This window comes from Allokutzneria sp. A3M-2-11 16 (genome assembly GCF_024213555.1).
Taxonomy (GTDB): domain Bacteria; phylum Actinomycetota; class Actinomycetes; order Mycobacteriales; family Pseudonocardiaceae; genus Allokutzneria.
In genome coordinates this window covers 3,217,768-3,236,630 of the sequence record NZ_JANAVO010000001.1, presented here as the reverse complement: position 1 = coordinate 3,236,630, position 18,863 = coordinate 3,217,768, and the positions used below count along the sequence as shown (strand labels likewise).

The 18,863-nt window shown below is 69.4% G+C and carries 19 protein-coding genes and 2 tRNA genes; 13 read left to right on the top strand and 8 right to left on the bottom strand.

Going from position 1 to position 18,863, the window contains the following annotated elements; translation table 11 throughout:
• Window positions 1-6: 6 nt before the first annotated feature.
• The 7 genes from NLX83_RS16190 (at window position 7) to NLX83_RS16160 (ending at window position 6,405) form a co-directional block, all read left to right on the top strand.
• Window positions 7-1,632 carry an AMP-binding protein gene (locus NLX83_RS16190; protein ID WP_254235667.1) on the top strand — a complete coding sequence of 542 codons (1,626 nt, stop codon included), beginning with the start codon at window positions 7-9 and terminating at the stop codon, window positions 1,630-1,632.
• 76 nt (window positions 1,633-1,708) lie between these two features.
• The gene (locus NLX83_RS16185) at window positions 1,709-2,218 is read left to right on the top strand and encodes a PH domain-containing protein (protein WP_254235666.1); all 510 of its coding nucleotides are present in this window, start codon (window positions 1,709-1,711) and stop codon (window positions 2,216-2,218) included.
• Window positions 2,215-3,816 (top strand): PH domain-containing protein, encoded by a 1,602-nt coding sequence (locus NLX83_RS16180; protein ID WP_254235665.1) that lies wholly within the window; start codon window positions 2,215-2,217, stop codon window positions 3,814-3,816. The genes NLX83_RS16185 and NLX83_RS16180 overlap by 4 nt, the downstream gene beginning before the upstream one ends.
• A gap of 10 nt (window positions 3,817-3,826) precedes the next feature.
• Window positions 3,827-4,438 (top strand): oligoribonuclease, encoded by a 612-nt coding sequence (orn, locus tag NLX83_RS16175; RefSeq protein ID WP_254235664.1) that lies wholly within the window; start codon window positions 3,827-3,829, stop codon window positions 4,436-4,438.
• Window positions 4,439-4,503: 65 nt separating this feature from the next.
• Window positions 4,504-4,576 (top strand) — tRNA-His (locus NLX83_RS16170).
• 296 nt (window positions 4,577-4,872) lie between these two features.
• A tRNA-Lys gene (locus NLX83_RS16165) sits at window positions 4,873-4,945 on the top strand.
• Window positions 4,946-5,172: 227 nt separating this feature from the next.
• Entirely contained in the window at window positions 5,173-6,405 is a 1,233-nt protein-coding gene (locus NLX83_RS16160) for a L,D-transpeptidase (RefSeq protein WP_254235663.1), read from the top strand.
• A gap of 1 nt (window position 6,406) precedes the next feature.
• On the opposite strand, the gene NLX83_RS16155 is transcribed toward NLX83_RS16160, so the two are convergent.
• Genes NLX83_RS16155 through NLX83_RS16145 form a run of 3 tightly spaced genes read right to left on the bottom strand, consistent with a single transcriptional unit; the run spans window position 6,407 to window position 9,228 of the window.
• A complete protein-coding gene (locus NLX83_RS16155; RefSeq protein ID WP_254235662.1) occupies window positions 6,407-6,955 on the bottom strand; it encodes an SEC-C domain-containing protein in 549 nt (182 codons plus the stop codon).
• A gap of 51 nt (window positions 6,956-7,006) precedes the next feature.
• Window positions 7,007-8,743 (bottom strand): poly(ethylene terephthalate) hydrolase family protein, encoded by a 1,737-nt coding sequence (locus NLX83_RS16150; protein WP_254235661.1) that lies wholly within the window; start codon window positions 8,741-8,743, stop codon window positions 7,007-7,009.
• Window positions 8,740-9,228, bottom strand: a complete 489-nt coding sequence (locus NLX83_RS16145) for a hypothetical protein (RefSeq protein WP_254235660.1) — start codon at window positions 9,226-9,228, stop codon at window positions 8,740-8,742. Before NLX83_RS16145 ends, NLX83_RS16150 begins: the two co-directional genes overlap by 4 nt.
• Window positions 9,229-9,687: 459 nt before the next feature.
• On the opposite strand from NLX83_RS16145, the gene NLX83_RS16140 reads away from it, so the two are divergent.
• Window positions 9,688-10,905: a class I SAM-dependent methyltransferase gene (locus NLX83_RS16140; protein WP_254235659.1), complete on the top strand. Its 1,218-nt coding sequence runs from the start codon at window positions 9,688-9,690 to the stop codon at window positions 10,903-10,905.
• A 196-nt stretch (window positions 10,906-11,101) separates the two neighbouring features.
• On the opposite strand, the gene NLX83_RS16135 is transcribed toward NLX83_RS16140, so the two are convergent.
• Together NLX83_RS16135 and NLX83_RS16130 are read right to left on the bottom strand one after the other, a co-directional pair.
• Window positions 11,102-11,989: a TIGR03621 family F420-dependent LLM class oxidoreductase gene (locus NLX83_RS16135; protein WP_254235658.1), complete on the bottom strand. Its 888-nt coding sequence runs from the start codon at window positions 11,987-11,989 to the stop codon at window positions 11,102-11,104.
• Window positions 11,990-12,079: 90 nt separating this feature from the next.
• Entirely contained in the window at window positions 12,080-13,225 is a 1,146-nt protein-coding gene (locus NLX83_RS16130) for a serine hydrolase domain-containing protein (RefSeq protein ID WP_254235657.1), read from the bottom strand.
• A gap of 99 nt (window positions 13,226-13,324) precedes the next feature.
• On the opposite strand from NLX83_RS16130, the gene NLX83_RS16125 reads away from it, so the two are divergent.
• The 3 genes from NLX83_RS16125 to NLX83_RS16115 are packed head-to-tail and all read left to right on the top strand — an operon-like array spanning window position 13,325 to window position 15,436.
• Complete coding sequence (locus NLX83_RS16125; protein ID WP_254235656.1) at window positions 13,325-14,443, top strand: sensor histidine kinase; 1,119 nt, start codon at window positions 13,325-13,327, stop codon at window positions 14,441-14,443.
• A complete protein-coding gene (locus tag NLX83_RS16120) occupies window positions 14,440-15,099 on the top strand; it encodes a response regulator (protein ID WP_254235655.1) in 660 nt (219 codons plus the stop codon). The genes NLX83_RS16125 and NLX83_RS16120 overlap by 4 nt, the downstream gene beginning before the upstream one ends.
• Before the next feature lie 7 nt (window positions 15,100-15,106).
• Complete coding sequence (locus tag NLX83_RS16115) at window positions 15,107-15,436, top strand: hypothetical protein (RefSeq protein ID WP_254235654.1); 330 nt, start codon at window positions 15,107-15,109, stop codon at window positions 15,434-15,436.
• A gap of 318 nt (window positions 15,437-15,754) precedes the next feature.
• Here the strand turns inward: NLX83_RS16115 and NLX83_RS16110 are convergent, their stop codons facing one another.
• Window positions 15,755-16,654: a LysR family transcriptional regulator gene (locus tag NLX83_RS16110; protein ID WP_254235653.1), complete on the bottom strand. Its 900-nt coding sequence runs from the start codon at window positions 16,652-16,654 to the stop codon at window positions 15,755-15,757.
• A gap of 123 nt (window positions 16,655-16,777) precedes the next feature.
• Between NLX83_RS16110 and NLX83_RS16105 the strand changes: the two genes are divergently transcribed.
• Both NLX83_RS16105 and NLX83_RS16100 read left to right on the top strand, forming a co-directional pair.
• Window positions 16,778-17,353, top strand: coding sequence for a hypothetical protein (locus tag NLX83_RS16105; protein ID WP_254235652.1), 576 nt, complete (start codon window positions 16,778-16,780; stop codon window positions 17,351-17,353).
• A gap of 67 nt (window positions 17,354-17,420) precedes the next feature.
• On the top strand, window positions 17,421-17,756 hold the full coding sequence (locus tag NLX83_RS16100; protein WP_254235651.1) for a hypothetical protein: 336 nt from the start codon (window positions 17,421-17,423) through the stop codon (window positions 17,754-17,756).
• Window position 17,757: 1 nt separating this feature from the next.
• Here NLX83_RS16100 and NLX83_RS16095 read toward each other — a convergent pair whose 3' ends face one another.
• Together NLX83_RS16095 and NLX83_RS16090 are read right to left on the bottom strand one after the other, a co-directional pair.
• Window positions 17,758-18,378: a hypothetical protein gene (locus NLX83_RS16095; RefSeq protein ID WP_254235650.1), complete on the bottom strand. Its 621-nt coding sequence runs from the start codon at window positions 18,376-18,378 to the stop codon at window positions 17,758-17,760.
• Between the two features lie 33 nt (window positions 18,379-18,411).
• Window positions 18,412-18,855 (bottom strand): SRPBCC family protein, encoded by a 444-nt coding sequence (locus NLX83_RS16090; protein ID WP_254235649.1) that lies wholly within the window; start codon window positions 18,853-18,855, stop codon window positions 18,412-18,414.
• Window positions 18,856-18,863 lie beyond the last annotated feature (8 nt).

Genomic DNA, 18,863 nt, shown 5'->3' with positions numbered 1-18,863 from the left:
GACGCGATGAAGCGGTTCACCCGGTTAGCCCAGGATTTCGTGCAGCGCACCGCGACCCGGGCCAAGGGCCTGCTGGTGCTGGCGAGGAGCCGGGTGCTGACGCCGCATCGGCCCGACCGGCTCATCAAGGCGGGGCAGGCCCTCGCGAAGTACGAGTACAGCGTGGGCGCGGGCTACGCGTCCGGCGCCGCGCTGCGACCGGACCACCCCGCGATCATCGACGAGCTGGGCACGCTGACGTGGGCGGAGGTCGACGACCGGACGACCAGGCTCGCGCACGGCTTCGCCCAGCAGGGAGTGCGGCCCGGCTCGTTTGTGGGTGTGTTGTGCCGCAACCACCGCGGCTTCGTCGAGTCGATGGCCGCGCTGTCCAAGCTCGGCGCGCACACCGTGCTGCTCAACACGGGCGCGAGCCCCTCGCAGACGGGCGCGGTGCTGCGCGAGCAGGAGATCTGCCTCGTCGTCGCCGACACGGAGTTCCGGCCGCTGCTGGTCAACGCCCCGCGCGGGCTGAAACGCGTGACCGCGTGGACCGACGGCCCCACCAAGAGCACCACGCTGGAGCAGCTGATCGCGTCCTTCCCCGCGGCGGAACTGCCCAAGCCGCCGATCTCGCGGATGATCGTGCTGACGTCCGGCACGACCGGAACCCCGAGGGGCGCGCGACGGCCGCACGCCACGGGACTGCTGGGTTCGGCGGCCCCGTTCCTGTCCCGCATCCCGCTGCGCGGCGGCGAGCCGATGTTCATCCCCGCGCCGATGTTCCACAGCTGGGGGATCGGCGCGTTCCAGATCAGCCTCGTGCTCGGCTCACCGATCGTGCTGCGGCGCAAGTTCGAGCCGGAGAGCGCGCTCGCCACCGTCCAGAAACACCGCTGCACCAGCATGTTCGCCGTTCCCGTGATGCTGCAACGGATCATGGAGCTGCCACTGGAGGAACGGCGGCGCCACGACACCTCGTTCCTGCGGACGGTGGCGTGCACGGGATCGGTGCTGCCCGGCAAGCTCGCCACCGAGTTCCTGGACGCGTTCGGGCCGGTCCTCTACAACTTCTACGGCTCGACGGAAGCCTCGTGGATCTCCGTCGCGTCGCCGGAGGAGCTGCGGATCGCCCCTGGCACAGCGGGAAAACCGCCGCTGGGCACGCGGTTGGAGATCCTCGACGATGACGGGCGGCCGGTGCCGCGCGGGCGGACCGGGCGGATCTTCGTCGCCAACGAGATGCTCTTCGACGGCTACACCAACGGTTCCGGCAAGCAGGTCGTCGACGGCATGCTGTCCACCGGCGACGTCGGCTACCTCGACCGGCACGGCCTGCTGTTCGTGGCGGGCAGGGACGACGACATGATCATCTCCGGTGGGGAGAACCTGTACCCGCGCGAGGTCGAGGACGTGCTCGCCGCCCTGCCCGAGGTCCGCGAGGTGGCCGTGGTCGGGGTGCCGGACGAGGAGTTCGGCCAGCGGCTGGCCGCGTACGTCGTGCCCGCGCAAGGCGCGTTGCTGGACGCCGAAGAGCTGCGCGGGCACGTGCGCGCCACGCTCACCCGCTTCTGCGTGCCCAGGGACGTGACCTTCCTCGACGCGCTGCCCCGCAACGCGGCCGGAAAGGTGGTGAAGCGCGAGCTGGGGTAGACGAAAGTCGCTGCCCACCGCTCACTAAAGGCGCGTTCTCCTGCCGGGTACCGGCCGGGTCGGGCAGAGTGGGCGCGTGAACACAGCAGAACCCCGCCTCCAGCTGCGTCTCCGACCGCCCGCCAACCAGGTGAGCCGCAAGGCGATCGGCTGGTGGGCGCTCCAGGCGGTGATCGAGTGGGCGGTGCTGGTCGGCGTGCTCGTCGCGGCCCGCCTCCTGTTCGACTGGACGGGTGGATGGCCGACCACCCTGCTGGTGCTGGTGATCGTCTTCGCCATCGCGCACTCCGCGGTGATGCCGTTCTGGCGGTACCGGGTGCACCGCTGGGAAACCACCGAGCAGGCCGTGTACGTGCAGTCCGGCTGGTTCTGGCTGGACGCGCGGGTGGCTCCGGTGTCGCGCGTGCAGACGGTGGACATGAAGCGCGGCCCGCTCCAGCAGTGGCTCGGCCTGGCCACCGTGGTCGTCACGACCGCGTCCGCCGCGGGCCCGCTGGAGATCGCCGGTCTGGACCACGACGTCGCGACCCGCCTGGTCGACGAGCTGACCGTGGTCGCGGAGGCCGCCCAGGGTGATGCGACGTGAGCCAGCACCCGACCGACTTCGCCGGTCTGCCCGCGGCTCCCCCGCTGGAGGAACCGGACACGGAGTGGCACCGGCTCAACCCGCGGGTGATGATCGCCGACCCGCTCAACGAGATCGCCAGCGTGTTCGGCGTCCTCGTGCTGATCCTCGTGGTGCGCGGGCGGTTCGAGCTGGAGCTGTGGGAAACCGCCATCGCGCTCGGCATCTCCGGCGTCCTGGTCGGCTACGCCATGGTGCGCTGGCTGACCACCCGCTACCGGGTCACCGCCAAGCACGTCGAGCTGCACTCCGGCTGGCTGGTCAAGAAGCACCGCCAGGTCGCGCGGGACCGGCTGCGCACGGTCGACCTGACCGCGTCGGTGCCGCACCGCCTCGTCGGGCTCGCGGTGGTCCGGCTCGGCACCGGCCGCCAGGACGCGGGCACCGAGGACGAGCTGACCCTCAACGCGATCACCAAGGCGCAGGCGGAGAACCTGCGACTGACCTTGCTACGCCGCGAGGTGAGCCCGCAACCGGCCGAGACCCCCGAAGCACCGTCCCAGAAGGACAGTCCGGGAACCCTTCTGTCCAAAATGGACCCGAAGTGGCTGAGGTTCGCGCCGCTGACCCTGTTCGGCGTGGTCGCGGTCGGCACCCTGCTCGGCGGCGCCGCGGCGATCGCCCGGCAGATCAAGGTGGACCTGTTCCACATCGGACCGGTCCAGGCCGTCGTTGACTGGTTCACCACGATGCCGCTGCTGACCACCATCCCGGTGATCGTCGCGGGCGGCCTGGTGATCTCCACCATTGCGGGCGTCGCCGTGTACGTGATCCTGTATTGGAACTACGAGCTGAACAGGGAGGAACACGGCTCCCTGCTGGTGCGCTACGGACTGCTCGAAGTCCGCTCGGTGTCCATCGAGCAGAAGCGCATGCGCGGCGCCAAGGTCGAGGAACCGTTGCTGTTGCGCACGGGCAAGGGCGCCAAGTGCAGTGCCGTCGCCACCGGCCTCGGCACCGGCGCGGGCAGCGGCATGCTGCTCCCCCAGGCCCCGCGCGCCGAAGCGCACCGCGTCGCCGCCGAAGCGCTCCAGCTGACCGAATCCCCCACGACCGCCGCACTGACGCGACACCCGCGCGCCGCCCTGCTCCGCCGCCTGTTCCGCGCCACCGTGCCGCTCGTGGCGCTCGCGGCCGTCCTCGGTGGACTGCGGATCTACCTGTCGTTCCCGGACTGGCCGTGGATCGTGGCCCTGTGCCTGCTGCCGTTCTCGTTGCTGCTGGGCATCGACCGCTACCGCAACCTCGGCCACGCGCACAGCCAGGACCACCTCGTCAGCCGCTCCGGCTCGTTGATCCGGCAGACCGTCGCGCTGCACCGGCACGGCATCATCGGCTGGAAGATCACGAGGTCGATCTTCCAGCGCCGCGTCGGCCTGGTCACCCTGCACGCCACCACCGGAGCGAGCACCGGCCGCGCGGAGACCGAGACCGGCGCCTACTCGGTGGAGGACATTGGCGAGGCCGACGCGCTGCGGCTGGCCGAGACCGCGCTGCCCGGACTGCTCACCCCGTTCCTGGAGCGCGTACCCCCGTTGAATGCGGACGGTAAGGGATAGGCTCACCCGCGTGACGGACCGTCTAGTGTGGATCGACTGCGAGATGACCGGCCTCGACCTGGGCAAAGACGCGCTCATCGAGATCGCGGCCCTGGTGACAGACGCCGATCTGAACGTGCTCGGCGAAGGCGTGGACATCGTGATCCACGCCGATGACAAGGTGCTGGAGACCATGCCGGACGTCGTGCGCGACATGCACGCCAAGTCCGGGCTGACCGACGAGGTCCGCCGCTCCACGGTGACGATCGACGAAGCCCAGCGGGCCGTGCTCGACTACGTGCGCGAGTGGGTCCCGGACCAGCGGACCGCACCGCTCGCGGGCAACTCGATCGCCACCGACCGCGGCTTCATCGCCCGCGACATGCAGGAGCTCGACGCGCACCTGCACTACCGGATGGTCGACGTCTCCTCCATCAAGGAACTGTGCCGCCGCTGGTACCCCAAGGTCTACTACGGCCAGCCAGCCAAGGGGCTCGCCCACCGCGCCCTCGCCGACATCCAGGAGTCGATCATGGAGCTGGCCTACTACCGGCGCGCGCTCTTCGTCGCCCCACCCGGCCCGAGCACCGAGAAAGCCCAGGCCATCGCCGCCGAACTCCTCGCGGGACCGGCCAAGGGATAACCCGATTTCGCTCCCGGCACGCGGCACGCTACGCTGATGCGGCTGCCTCGGCGGCGCGAAATATGGTGGGTGTAGCTCAGCTGGTAGAGCACCTGGTTGTGGTCCAGGAAGTCGCGGGTTCAAGTCCCGTCACTCACCCTCGATGGTGTTCAGGGACCCGACGCGTTGCGTCGGGTCCCTTTCCCGTTGTCCTTCATCATGTTGGGGGAGCGACTCCCCCAAACCCCCTGCGGTGCGGTTGGTTCCGAATCTGCGTGGTTGCGTTGTGTGTGCGTGGGTGGGAGTTACCTTGATCACTTGTGTGGGTTGCGTGGGGGGGGGGGGGTCGTGGGGTGGGAGATCAACTGGGAAACCGGGGCTGACCAGGCGATTGGGAAGCGTGGAGGGGGCTGTGCTAAGTTTTCTCCCGTCCGAAACGGACAACAACTGAACAGGCGCCGCTAGCTCAAGTGGTAGAGCAGCTGACTCTTAATCAGCGGGTTCGGGGTTCGAGTCCCTGGCGGCGCACAGTGAAAGCCCCCTTCTTGTGGAAGGGGGCTTTTTTGTTGTGCGGCAACCAGATCACGGCGTGACGGGACTGGGAAGCAACCTGCGGACTGATTTTTGCGTCTCACCAAAGTGGGGTGACGCGGACTACGTCCGGTTGTCCCCACCGGGGCGTTCGCCTCGACCGGGTGGTGTAGCACACTGGATCGTGCACAGCCGGTGGTAACTAGCGAAACGGACGGTCGCCGATGTTGGTGCCAGGAAGCCCGAAGAACCGAGTCGTACTGGGGCGGCGCCGCGCGCTCGCGGTCGGGACTCTTGGGCTGGTCGCCGCATTCGTCTCCGGCTGCACCGGAAGCGGCGGCGGCCAAGGAGCTCCTGGGGGCGCACAGCCCGGTGGAGGCGGGTCGGCGCCGACCACCCCCACCGGACCCGCGACGCTCGCACTGGTGCCCGCCGAGGGCTCGCAGGGGGTGGCACCGGGCGAGCCGGTGACCGTCACCGCGACCGGCGGCAAACTCGGCCAGGTGAGCCTGCTCAACGCCGAAGGCAAGCCGGTCGCCGGACAGGTCTCGCCGGACGGTCTCAAGTGGACCTCGACGGAATCGTTGGGCTACAACAAGTCCTACACCCTCAACGCCACCGCGACCGGTACCGACGGCAAGCCCGTCACCGCGAAGTCGGCGTTCAGCACGGTGAAGCCGCGCAGGCAGGCGTTCGTGTCCATGATCCCGCTCGACGGCGACACCGTCGGCGTCGGCCAGCCGCTGGCGTTCATCTTCGACGTGGCGCCACCGAACAAGGAGGCCGCGCAGAAGGCCATCCAGGTCACCGCGGAGCCCAAGGTCGAAGGCGCCTTCCACTGGGTCTCCGACAAGGAGGTGCGCTGGCGTCCGCGCGAGTACTGGAAGCCGGGGACCAAGGTCAGCATCGACGTCAAGGTCTACGGCAAGGACCTCGGCGGCGGGATCTACGGCGAGAAGGACCGCAAGTCCACCATCACGATCGGCGACGCGGTCATCGCCGAGGCCGACGGCGGCTCGCACCAGATGGTGGTCAAGATCAACGGCCAGGTGGTCAAGGAGATGCCGATCTCCCTCGGCAGCGCGAAGTTCCCGTCGAACAACGGCATCCACGTGGTGACCGAGAAGCACCCCACCAAGATCATGGACTCCACGACCTACGGCCTGCCGCTGGACCGGGGCGGCTACCGCACCAAGGTCAACTGGGCGGTCCGGATCTCCGGGGGCGGCGAGTTCACCCACGCCGCCCCGTGGTCCGTGCGCGACCAGGGCCGCCGCAACGTCAGCCATGGCTGCGTCAACATGTCGACCGAGAACGCCAAGTGGTACTTCGACACGGTGAAGAAGGGCGACATCGTGGTGATCACCAACTCCGGCGGCCCGAACCTGCCGTCCTGGGACGGCTTCGGGGACTGGCAGATCCCGTGGGAGGAATGGCTCAAGGGCGGCAAGAAGTAGCTCAGGAACGGCCTCTGGGCAGGCAGCACTTCTTGTCCTTGAGGCCGGAACCGCACCAGCACGGCTGGTTGCGCGGGGGCGGCCACGGCACGTCCGAGGCCCGCTCCTGCTCCGCCAGGCTCCGCGTGTAGTCGTCGAAGGCGTCGGTCCGACCGCCGATGTCGCCGAACTCCGGCCAGAACGACAGAAGACCGTCGAACTCCGCCCGCGGCCAGAGCAGCAGCGCCAGGCCGTCCAGCTCGTCGGCGATGCGGTCGCGCTCGTCGTACGGGAGATCGAGGACGCGACGGAGCCGGTATCGCTGTTGCAGCAGGACGAGCGGCACGTCGCCGTCCGGAATCCGCGCCGCTGACGACGATGACGGCTTCAGCAGGGGACGCAGCGCGGTCATCACGGCCGCCGCCTCGTCCTGGCGACCGAGCTTGGCCAGCAGTTGGGCGCGCAGCGCTCTCGGATAGGCGCCGTCGGGATCTCCGTGCTCGCGGTTCGCCTCGACCGCCCGCTCTGCCAGCGCCTCCGCCCCGGCGGTGAGCAGACCCCCTGACGGCATGGGGAACCTAGCGCCGGCGGTGCGTCGAGGCACACCGCCGACGCCGGGGATTCAGTCCGTGAACACCAGGTCGGAGACGGCGAGCGCCCCGGTCGGGTTCACGTCGAGGGCGAACGTCACCGACGTGATCTTCGTGAGGTCGACCCCCGCGAACGCATTCAGCGGAACGCGCACCTGGTTGAGGTGCAGCTTCGGCAGCACGTCGTTCTTACCGCCCTGGAGCGGGTAGTCCAGCGCCTTGCCGTGCTCCGACGCCTTCACCGACGCGGTCTTGCCCGCGGTGTCGGTGAGCACGATCCGCAGGTCCTGCGGCTTGCCCGCGGTGTTGGCCGGATCGTTGAAGTCGACGCCCGCGCGGAACTGGAGAGCGGCGTACTTGCGCACGTCGCCGTGCTGGGCGGGCACCTCGTTGGTGATCGAGCCGCCCGTCTCCGCCCACGTGGTCCGGCCCGCGAACACCCCGGCGACGCCCCACCCGCGATGCGGCTCGGTCAGCCGTGAGCCCGGCTTGCTCAGGCACGATCCGTAGAGCGGGTCCGGGTTCGCGCCGCCGCACCTTGCCTGTTTGGCGCCGGTGACGGTGACCTTGCCGCCGAGGGTGTTGGTCGCGCCGTGACCGTCCTGCCGATTGACGTCCAAGCGCTGCCCGGAGGCCGCGGGCGGGTGGTAGGAGACGTTGACCGTGGCCGGGGCGATCGACGGCGGGGTTCCGGTCGAGCCGCGCCACAGCGGCGCCAGGGCCTTCTCCCCGCCCAGGTAGTGCCGGAAGAAGCCGCCGATGTAACCGATCCCCACGTTGCGCTGCTGCTGCTCGGTGAGCCGCGTCGGCTTGGCGGGGTGGCAGGCCGACTCCGGGTCACCCTGTCCGCCGCGCCAGTCGTCGCCCGAACCGGGCAGGCCACTGCTCGGCGACCAGTTGGTGTTGAAGAAGTTGTGGTTCGCCCCGAGGACGGTGATGTTGTTGCGCGTCGCGCGATCGGTGCTCACGTAGTAGCGGCCGTCGTCGTAGTAGTGCACGCCCTGGAGGTCGGAGACGTCGCCGTCGCAGTCCGGCTGGAGCGTGGCCATCGTGATGCCGACCGGGATGCGGCGCTCGAAGTCCGTCGCGGCGAGCGGGAGCAGGGCGCGCAGGCGATAAGGCTTCTCCCGCAACGCGTTCTGCTCGACGGCGTTGACGACGCCCTCACCGCCGCGGGAGTGGCCCATCAGCCCGATGCGGTCGAAGTCGAAGGACCGGGTCACCGCCACCGAGACCGGGCCGCCGGGCTTGGTGCGCCACTCGTTCCACAGGTCGAGGTGCTTGAGCACCAGCTCGCCCCGCGCGCGTTGACCCCACTGGGGGTCGAGCGAGTCGTTGCCGTTGATCCCGTTGGCACTGATGGAGATCACCGCGTACCCGTGGCTGGCGAGCTGCCTGCCGAGGTAGTCGTAGCCGCGGTGGCTCGGGATCGGCTGGTAGCCGCTGGGGCACGGCCAGGCCAGCTTCGGCCGGGGCTCCGTGGTGGACATGCACGTGACGTGCCTGCCGTGCAGGAACATCACGACCGGGTAAGCGGAACCGGACGGCTTCTCCGGGTGGTACACGTGACCGGTCAGCTCCACCGGCCACGGGAAGCCGTTCGCGCGGAACGCGTCGTCGCCCAGGTGGTAGGAGGCTTCCGCGACCTTGTGCGGTCCGGGGGTGAGCGGGTCCACCTCCGGCGCCGCGGTGGCGGCACCGGCCGTGGTCAGCGAGGCCGCGATGACGGCGGTCGCGACCGCCGCGGCAAAGATTCCGATGCGCTTCACTTGCCCTCCACCTTCAGCGGTCCGACGGTGGTCGCCTGGCCGTCGCCGTAGCGGTAGGACACGACGGCCCCGGTGCGCGGCTGCGGAAGCGCGACGCGGATCGCGTTCAGGTCCTCGGTGGGGATGCCCCGGCCGACCGCCTGCCCGTCGACGAGGACGGTGTAGTCCAGCGAGCGCACCGGGAAGTCACCGGAGATGGTCAGCCGGATGAGCGGGGCCCGGTCGGTGTGCGAGGCGATCTCGTCGGCGACCATCGCCGGGCCGCGCGCGATGACGCGGCCCTGCGGGGCGCTGCGGACCTGTTCGGCCGCACCGGCGTCGGGAACGGGCACGGCCTGGCGCGCGGCGGGCTGCTGGGCGACGGGCGCGCGCGGGACCTCGAAGCCCGGCTCGGCGTCGGCCTGGCCGCGGGCGCCGACCCAGGACACGCTGACGATCGCGGCCACCAGGAGCGCGGCGGCCACCACCACTCTCACATTCCACACACGTGAACCCCGTAATGTGCGCACAGTTCTCCTTTGAAGAAGCGAGACATCCACTTCGCTTGACGCCACACCCCGCAGCCAGGTTCTCCGGGTCGGCAACGGAGTCCCTTATGCGCCAACAGAAAGTCTCGTGGCCGTCGCGCCGGCCTTGCCGTACCCTGTCGACCTCCCGACCAGCCACGACAGTCTCGGCAGCGCCCTCCGGCACTCAAGAAATGCACCGCGTCCCGATACGTCGACCCCGCCGGAATTCCCTGCCGAAAAAGGAATTCGCGGCAGCGATTAAACAATGGTCCGGCACCTGCCGGAGACCGACGTCCCGACCTCGCCGACAATGATCGTTTTCAGTGGATCACCGCAGCTCAGCGGGCAGGTCGCCGCGATAGGGGTGCGAGCGGCTAGGGGTGCGGCCTAGGTTAGGGGTTGGCCTGTCCCTTGCCCCCACTTAGGTTGTGCGATATGGCTGATTGTCGTATCTGCGGCGGCGTTCTCACCGAATTCTACGATTTCGGACGCCAGCCCCTCTCCGATGCTTTCCTGGAGCCGGACAAGCTCGAAGGCGAGTTCTTCTTCCGTCTCGCCGTGGGCCTGTGCTCGGACTGCACCATGGTGCAGCTCATGGAGGAGGTCCCCAGGGACAAGATGTTCCACGAGGACTACCCGTACTTCTCCTCGGGTTCCTCGGTGATGCGCAAGCACTTCGAGCTGACCGCGCGGAAGTTCCTGGAGACCGAGCTCACCGGCCCGGACCCGTTCATCGTCGAGATCGGCTGCAACGACGGCATCATGCTGAAGACCGCGGCCGAGGCGGGCGTGAAGCACCTGGGCGTCGACCCCTCCGGTGGTGTCGGGGAAGTGGCGCGCGGCAAGGGAATCCGGGTGCGCACCGCCTTCTTCGAGGAGTCCACCGCGGTCGAGGTGGCCAAGGAGGAGGGGCACGCGGACGTCATCTTCGCCGCGAACACCATCTGCCACATCCCGTACATGGACTCGATCTTCCGCGGCGTCGACGCGCTGCTGAAGCCGAACGGCGTGTTCGTCTTCGAGGACCCGTACCTGGGCGACATCAACCAGCGGACCTCCTTCGACCAGATCTACGACGAGCACTACTACCTGTTCACCGCGCGCTCGGTGCAGGCGATGGCGCGGCAGTTCGGTTTCGACCTCGTCGACGTGGAGCGCTACCCGGTGCACGGCGGCGAGGTGCGCTACACCATCGCGCGCGCCGGTGCCCGTGAGCCCAGCCCCGCCGTGGCCGAGCTGATCGCCGAGGAGAACGCGGCCGGCCTGGCCACGCTGCCCACGCTGGAGGCGTTCGGCGCCAAGGTCACCAAGATCAAGGAGGACCTTGTCGCGCTGCTCACCAAGCTGCGTGAGGAGGGCAAGACCGTCGTCGCCTACGGCGCCACCGCCAAGAGCGCGACCGTGGCGAACCTGTGCGGGCTGAGTTCCGAGCTGGTGTCCTTCGTCTGCGACACCACGCCGCAGAAGCAGAACCGCCTCACCCCGGGCACGCACATCCCGGTGCGCAGCCCCGAGGCGTTCAGCAACCCCTACCCGGCCTACGCGCTGCTGTTCGCCTGGAACCACGCCGAGGAGATCATGGCGAAGGAGAAGGCGTTCCGCGAGGCCGGCGGCAAGTGGATCCTGTACGTCCCCGAGGTGCACGTCCTGTAGACCCCACCTCCCTGAGAACACCGCTCGCACGACGATCAGCGAAGCTGGGGCCGGCCGTCCGAACCGGATGGCCGGTCCCGGCCGGAAAGGCGAGCGAACGCCACCGGCGCCGCGTCCTCGACGTGGCGCTTGTTTCTTTTCTCGGACCGAACGAAAACGGCCCGACCATTTTCGGCCGGGCCACTCGCACGACCGCCTAGCGCATGACTTCGATCACCCTGCCGAATGCTTCCATGGCGGGTTCCATCACCGTGACGTAGTTGATCCCGTACACCTCGCGGTTCTCCCGGAGCTGTTCCGCGATCTGTTCGGGGGTGCCGATCGACAATGTCGGAGCTGCGAGGATCTGTTCGTCGTCCAGGTGCGGGGCGAAACGACGGACCTGATCGAGCGCCGCCCTCCGATCCTTGGTGATCACGGTCGCCTTGGAAAGGATGTTGTATTCGATCTCATCGGCCCGAGCCCCGGCTGCGGCACGAGCGAACTCGGACCGCTCCACCATTTCCTGAGCCGTCGCGATGACCATCCGCCCGTACTCGGCGCGGTACTGCGCACCGACGAAGCTGACGATCTCCGCGTTCCGCGCCGCCAGCCGCAGTACGCGGTTCCCATGCCCTCCGACCAGCATCGGAGGGTACGGGCGCTGCACCGTCTTCGGGTGCTCCGGGTCGGCGAGGAGGCGTTGCAGCTCGCCGATCGTCGTCTCTAGCCGGTCCACCCGGCTGCCCGGGGTGCCGAAGGGAATGCCCGCCTTCTGGAATTCCCATTCGACGTACCCGGTTCCCAGCCCGAGTTCGAGGCGGCCTTCCACGAACTGGTCCACCGTGACCACGTCCCGGGCGAGCAGGGTGGGATTGTGGAAACTGGTGTTCAGCACATAGATACCGATCCTCGGCCGCTCCGTCGCTTCCGCCGCGAGGATCACCGACGGAAACGGTGATGGAAGGTTCACGTGCTCACAGGCGGAGACGACGTCGTAACCGAGTTCTTCCGCGCGGCGGCACTTGGCCATCCACTCCGCCCGCGAACACGCCTCGGACACCAGAACAACGCCGAACCGAAACGGCGCACGCGGCGCACCCATGTCGCTCTCCTGCCTGCCGGTCACGACTATCGCCGGAAAAGCTCATCGTAACCGCCGGGAGCAGATCATCCGAAGCGCAGGCAAGAATTTTCAGTTGTTTTTTCGCAATCCGCACATGACGCGGTCCAGATGGGCTCGCACCGCGGGTCCGTGCGCCATCATCTCCTCCATCGTTCGGCCCGTGGCTCCGCTGAAGCCCATCGCCACACCGTGCGAGCCGTCCGGAGCGAACGCCTCACGGCTGATGTAGCCCGCGCCGTTCCCTCCGTGGGACCAGTACTCCCCACCGCACGACAGCGCCACCCGCGCGATGCCGAGGCCGTAGTCCCCGAACTCCGCGGCCCCGGAAGGCACGGTCCGCTTCATCTCCGCGAGCAGATCGGGCCGGAGCACGTCGCCCCGCAGCAACGCCCGGACGAACGTGCTCAGGTCCTTGCTGGTGCTGATGATCTCCCCCGCCGAGTTGCTCGTGCTCGGGCTGTGGTCGGTCGCGTCGGTCAGCGGGCCGCCGGGCACCCACTGCACGTACCCCTTGGCGTGCGGCCTCGGCAGTCGCGGGTAGCGGTCGGGAATGCTGGTTTCCTTGAGCCGCAAGGGGTTGATGATGCGCTCACGGACGTGGTCACGCCATGATCGGCCGGTCACCTTGTCGATGACCATCCCGATGAGGGTGTACCCGGTGTTGGAGTAGGACCACCTCGTTCCTGGTGGGAAGTTCGGACCGAGACCGACCGCGAGCCGCACCAGTTCCTCAGGCGGGTAATGGCGGTACCGGTCGCGCTCGAAGACATCCGGCCCCGAGGGCAGACCGCGGTGGTAGTTGGCGATGCCGCTGGTGTGCTGGAGCAGCTGGCGCAGCGTGATCGCCGACGCACCTGGCACCACTCCGGGCAGGTGCCGTTCCAGGCTGTCGTCGAGGCCGAGCCACCCGTCACCGACGAGCTGGAGGACGGCCGCGGCCACGAATGTCTTGGTGTTGCTGGCAATTCGGTAATGGCCGCGCGGGTCCACCGGGCGCCGCGTGCTCAGGTCGGCGAACCCGCTCGACGCCAGGATGTCGGGCCCCGATCCGGTGATGATGCGCCCGTGCACGCCGATGACGCCCGCGCGGTGGCGGATGTCCAGGTCGCGTTGGAACTGTTCACGGTCATATCCCTTGTCCGGCAAGGCGTTCGCCTGGCTGGGCAGGACGACGGCGATCGCCAGGGCGATCACCAGCAGGAGTGCTCTTCTCATGGCTCCACCTTGGCGAGCGGGGCGCGGCGGCGGATCGGACCCGGGTAGGTCATACCGTGGCATGACCTCAGCCCGGCCGGTCCGGGTTAGCTTCGCCTGGTGCGCATCCCGTTGAGCAGACGCCTCGGCCCCTGCCAGCTGCTGGCCCTGGACGTGGTCGCGGCGGTGGCGATCGGAGCGGGCGCCCTCGCCAACCTGCTCGCCGGGGTGTGGGGGGCGGGGATCACGCCGTGGCTGACGGTTCCGGTCGCCGTCCTCTCCGGACTCCCGCTCGCCCTCCGGCGGCCGGTCCCGGCGGCCGCGGTGGCCACCGGACTGATCTTGTCGGTGCCCGCGGCTAGCCTCGGTGTCGGTTGGCTCCCCGCCCTGGTTCTCGGTCCCGTGCTGTACACGGTCGCGAACACGGTGACTCGGCGGAAGTCCTTGGCCGCCTTGGGTTTGGTGCTCGCCGTCCCGCTCGTGTGCAACCTCGTGCTCCTCGGCGCGAGGGCACACGAACCGGTGACCGTCGCGTGGGCGGTGGCCGGAGCGGGCTGGGCACTCGGCCGGATCGCCAGGGAACGGCGGGAGCACGACGCGCGCTCGGCGGAGCAGTCGGTGGTGCAGGCGATCACGGAGGAGCGCCTGCGCATCGCCCGCGAGCTGCACGACGTGGTCGCGCACAGCATGAGCCTGATCGCGATCAAGGCGGGAGTGGCCAACCACGTCACCGACACGAGACCGGAGGAGGCACGGAAGGCCATGCGGGTGATCGAGGAGACGAGCAGGGACGCGCTGGCGGAGATGCGCAGGGTGCTGGGGGTGCTGCGCGAGGGCGGCGCGGCGGACCTCGCCCCGGCGCCAGGCATCTCGGGCCTTCCCGGGCTGGTCGGCCGGTCCGGGACGCGGGCCGTACTCGACGTCCGCGGGCCGGGCGGCCCACCGGCCGGGGTGGGCCTGGCGGTGTACCGGATCGTGCAGGAGGCGCTGACCAACGTGGCCAAGCACGCCGGGGACCGGGCGTGCCGGGTGGTGGTGGAACTGTGCGACGACCACGCGCGGGTGGAGGTGGTGAACGAGGGTGACCGGGTGGCGGGCGACCCACCACCGGGCAACGGGCTGACCGGCATGCGCGAGCGGGTGGCGGCCCACGGCGGGACGTTCGCTGCCGGGCCCCGTCCGGAAGGCGGCTTCGCGGTGCGCGCGCTGCTGCCCTACCGACGCGGGGAGACGACGTGAGCGAACCGACCCGGGTGCTGATCGCCGACGACCAGGCGTTGGTGCGCGGCAGTTTCCGGGTGCTGGTGGAGAGCGATCCCGGGCTGGTCGTGGTCGGCGAGGCGGCCACCGGGGCCGAGGCGGTGGAACTCGTCGGGCGGGAGCGGCCCGACGTGGTGCTGATGGACGTGCGGATGCCGGAACTGGACGGCATCGAGGCCACCAGGCGCGTGTCCGGCAGCACGAGGGTCCTCATCCTCACCACGTTCGACCTGGACGAGTACGTCTACGCGGCGCTGCGGGCGGGAGCGAGCGGGTTCCTGCTCAAGGACACCCCACCGGCCGACCTGCTCGCCGCGGTCAAGGTGGTCGCCGCGGGCGACGCGCTGATCACGCCGAGCGTGATGCGCAGGCTGGTCGCGGAGTTCGCCGGGCGCCCGGACCAGCCGCCGACGCACTCGCTCTCCGGGGTGACCGACCGCGAACTGGACGTGCTGACCCTGATCGCGCGGGGACTGTCCAACGCCGAGATCACCCAGCGGCTGTACCTGAGCATGGCCACCGTGAAGACGCACATCGGCCGACTGCTGGCCAAGCTGCACGCGCGCGACCGGGCGCAACTGGTGATCATTGCCTATGAGTCCGGCCTGGTGCGGGCCGCCCAGCGCGAAGGATGATGCCGCTATGTCGACGCGTCTACTGTGGATGATCAATATCGGATTGGTGGCGGTGGTCCTGGCACTGCTCGTGCTGGACTACCCGCTGGCCGCGACGTTCGCCGCGCTCGCCTCGGTGGTCTTCTCCGCTTATGTGTCCACTGTGGACAGAAAGCGGCGGCGGGCCGAGTTCGTCGCGGAGCACACGTCGGTCGACCACATCCTGGAGACTTCAGACCTGTCCCGCTTCCGCGAGATCCGCGACGGAGCGGGGCAGATTCGCGCCGTTCGCGAGGTACGACGCGCCTACCCCGGCATGGACCTGGCGGAGGCGGTGAAACTGGTCGAAAACCTCTGACGCCCCATCCCATCCCAACCTGAGACCGAGTTGGCCGGTCTTCAAGTACCACCAACCCACCCCGCAGAGGTCTCAAACCGCCCCCAACCCCGGCGGGCGCACGAGGTTGGGGGCGGTTGAAGACGGTGGGAGGTGGGGTTGGTGGTACTTGAAGACACCCCGACCTCGGCACGGTTGATCGGTGCCGACACGTTGTGCGCAACGGTTGAGAAGTGTTGCGGCGCAAGGGGGCGTTGCGACGTCAGGGGACGTTGCGGTGCAAGGGGTGTTGCGATGTCAGGGGCGTTGCAGTGTCAGGGACGTTGCGGCGTAGGGATGTCAGCGGGCGCCTACGGTGCGGGCTACGCGGCGGAGGGCGGCCACGGTGGTCCGCACGGTCGGCACGCGCATCAGGTCCGGCCAGGTGTACAGGAACACCTCGCGGCACATCGCGGGGTGCACCGGGCGCGCGACGATGTCCGGGCGCCACGCGGCGGTCAACATCAGCTCCGGGACGACGGCGACGCCGAGATCGGCGGCCACCAACGCCTGCACCGCGAGGTTGTCGTCGGTGGCGAAGGTGATCTCCGGCTCGAAGCCCGCCGCCTGGCAGATGCGCACCAGGTGACCGCGGCAGACGGCGCACCCGGCGATCCACTGCTCCTCGGCGAGGTCGGTCAGCGACACCGACTCGGCCTCGGCGAGGCGGTGCCCGGAGGGCAGCAGCGCCACCAGCGGATCGGTGAACAGCCGGACGCGCAGCAGGCCCGCGGCGTCGGGCTCGTCGAGGAAGGCGAAGGTCAGCGCGAGATCGCATTCGCCGGAACGGACGAGCTCGATCGACTCGGGCGGCTCCGCCTCGGCCAGGGACATCCGGATGCCCGGGTGGTCCCGGCGGACCTGGGCGGCGGCGGGCGGCACCAGGGTCGCGCTGCCGCTGGGGAACACCACCAGGCGCACCCGGCCCGAGCGGCGCCCGGCGATGGCGTCGACCCGCTGCTCGGCCGCGGCGACCCCGGCGAGGATGACCTGGGCGGAGCGCACCAGCTCCGCGCCCGCCTCGGTGAAGCGCATCCGTCTGCCCAGCCGGACCAGCAGCGGGGTGCCGTAGACCCGTTCCAGGGCCTTGACCTGCTGGCTGATCGCGGGCTGCGTGTAGCCGAGGTTCACCGCGGCGGCCGAGTACGAACCGGTGCGTGCGATCTCCCGCAGCATCCGGAGGTGGCGTAGCTCGAGCATTTCCCAGCAGTACCACGCCTGACGCGGTCGTGGCGGGCTCGCATAAGCGGAGCTTGGGCAAGCCCTGCGCAACGGTGATTGGACCACCCGTCCGGACGCCAGCACGATCGGACGCGGAGGGTGATGACGATGCTGACCGAGCGCATGCGCGAGTTCGTCCTTGACCTGGAACTGTTGGTAGCGGCCGAATCCCGCCCAGGAGCACGGGCGGCGGAGGTCGCCGACGCACTGCGGGACCTGCTCGGATCTGGAGGCGTGCTCGGGCCGGAGCACATGGAGCCCGCCCCGGACGGCTACCGCCAGCACGTCGTGCACGTCGACCCGCTGTCCCGGTTCTCCGTCGTGTCGCTGGTGTGGCTGCCGGGCCAGCAGACGCCCGTGCACGACCACGTGTGCTGGTGCGTGGTCGGCGTCCTGCGCGGCAGGGAAGAGGAGATCTGCTACGAGCTGGACGAGGCCGGGGTACCGCACCAGCGCTCGACGAGCCACAACGCGCCTGGCGAGGTGTGCTGGCTGGTACCGCCCGACCGCGACGTGCACCGGGTGCGCAACGACGGCGACAGCCTCGCGGTGTCGATCCACGTGTACGGGGCCGACATCGGCAAGCTCGGCACGAGCATCAACCGGGTCTACGCCGAACCCGCTGCCGAACCCGCTGGTGAACGCGCCCACAGCGGTTTTCCACTCGCGGGCGATTAATCGTCACCCGACTGGGTAGGTACCGGAGGGCTTCGCTGTGTCGAGGAAGCCGGAACCGGAGGCCCAGATGATCACCACTGACGCCGAGACTGCGCGGTTGCACCGCAAGACCGAGACCCATTGGGTGATGCGGGTGGGCGAGCAGCTGGAGTTCCGGATCGAGCACGACCCCGACGTCGCGCCGCCGATGTGGGCGCTCCGCGACACGTTGCTGTGCCACGGTTTCCACCCGTATCCGAGCGATCTCCGCGCCTGGGAACTGGCGCCGGAGACCACCCGGATCCGCGTGGTGCGGGACCTCGACTCGCTGCCCCGAAGTGAACGACCGGTCGCGCACCGGTCCGGACAGCCGTCGCTGTCGCGGAACAGGTCGACGCGGACGGCGCGGTCCCGCCGCTGGTGACCTAGCGGGTCGTGGTCACGAAGGGCCACCTGCTCGTCGTGGTGACGGGCGGCCTGGAGGTGGTGGTCGGCCGGGACGTGGTGGTCGTCGGCCGGGGCCGCGTCGTCGGCAGGGCGCGGGTGATGCCGGGCTCCGGCGGGCACGCGGAGCGCGGGTTGTCGGTGGCCGCGACCAGCCAGAACCGGCTCACCTGGGTCAGCAGCACCAGGGTGATGGTGTTCCCGGAGACGCCGAGGTGGAACCGCCCGGTCAGGCAGGCGGCGAGGTTGCCCTCGACGCGCAGCGTGTAGAGGTCGCGGACGTCCCGGTTAGCCACCCGTTGCTGGATCACCAGCAGATGCCCCTCGGCCTCGTCCACCACGGGCAGGTCCGCGCCGAAGGTGAGCCGACCGAGCGGTGTCACGAAGGACTTGTCGTAGGAGACGGTCACATCGCCCTTGCTGTTGATGCCGAAGGCGATCGGCAGGAACGGCGGTGCCAGCTTCACCGTTCCGTCCGCACCGCACGCGGTCGTCATCAAGAGCACGAGCAGGGCGACGACGCCCCGTATTCGCCAGTTCATGGCCACCCCTGTCAACGCGGAGTGACCCATGATCCGCGCGGCCGGGATCATGGAGAGCACGGCGGCATCACAGAACAGATCAGCCGGAACCGATCAGCCCGCGCGCTGCTCGATGAGCGTCTTCAGCCGCGCCAGGGTCTGCTCGATCGACTTCGCGTTGCGCTTGGGGTACCCCAGCAGCTCCAGCGCTTTCGGTGAGCGCGCGGTGCCCCAGTCGAAGCTCTCGGTGACCAGCGTGCCGCCCTCGGCGGGCTCCAGCCGGTAGCGCCAGCGGTGGCGCCCGGTGTGCTGCCAGGCGATCAGCCGGTCCGGCTCGAACTCCACGACCTCGTTCTCGATCCGGTAGGGCAGCAGGACGCGCATCCGCATGCCGAACTTCGTGCCAAGCGCAAGCCGTCCTGGTCCGTGCACCTGCCCGCGCACGCTGCCGGACCCGTCGAAGTTGGCGTGCTCGTACGGGTTGGCCAGCACCTCGAAGACGCGCTCCGGCGGGGCGTTGATGACGACGCTTCGGGAGACGACCTGGTCCGCTGCCATGGCGCCAA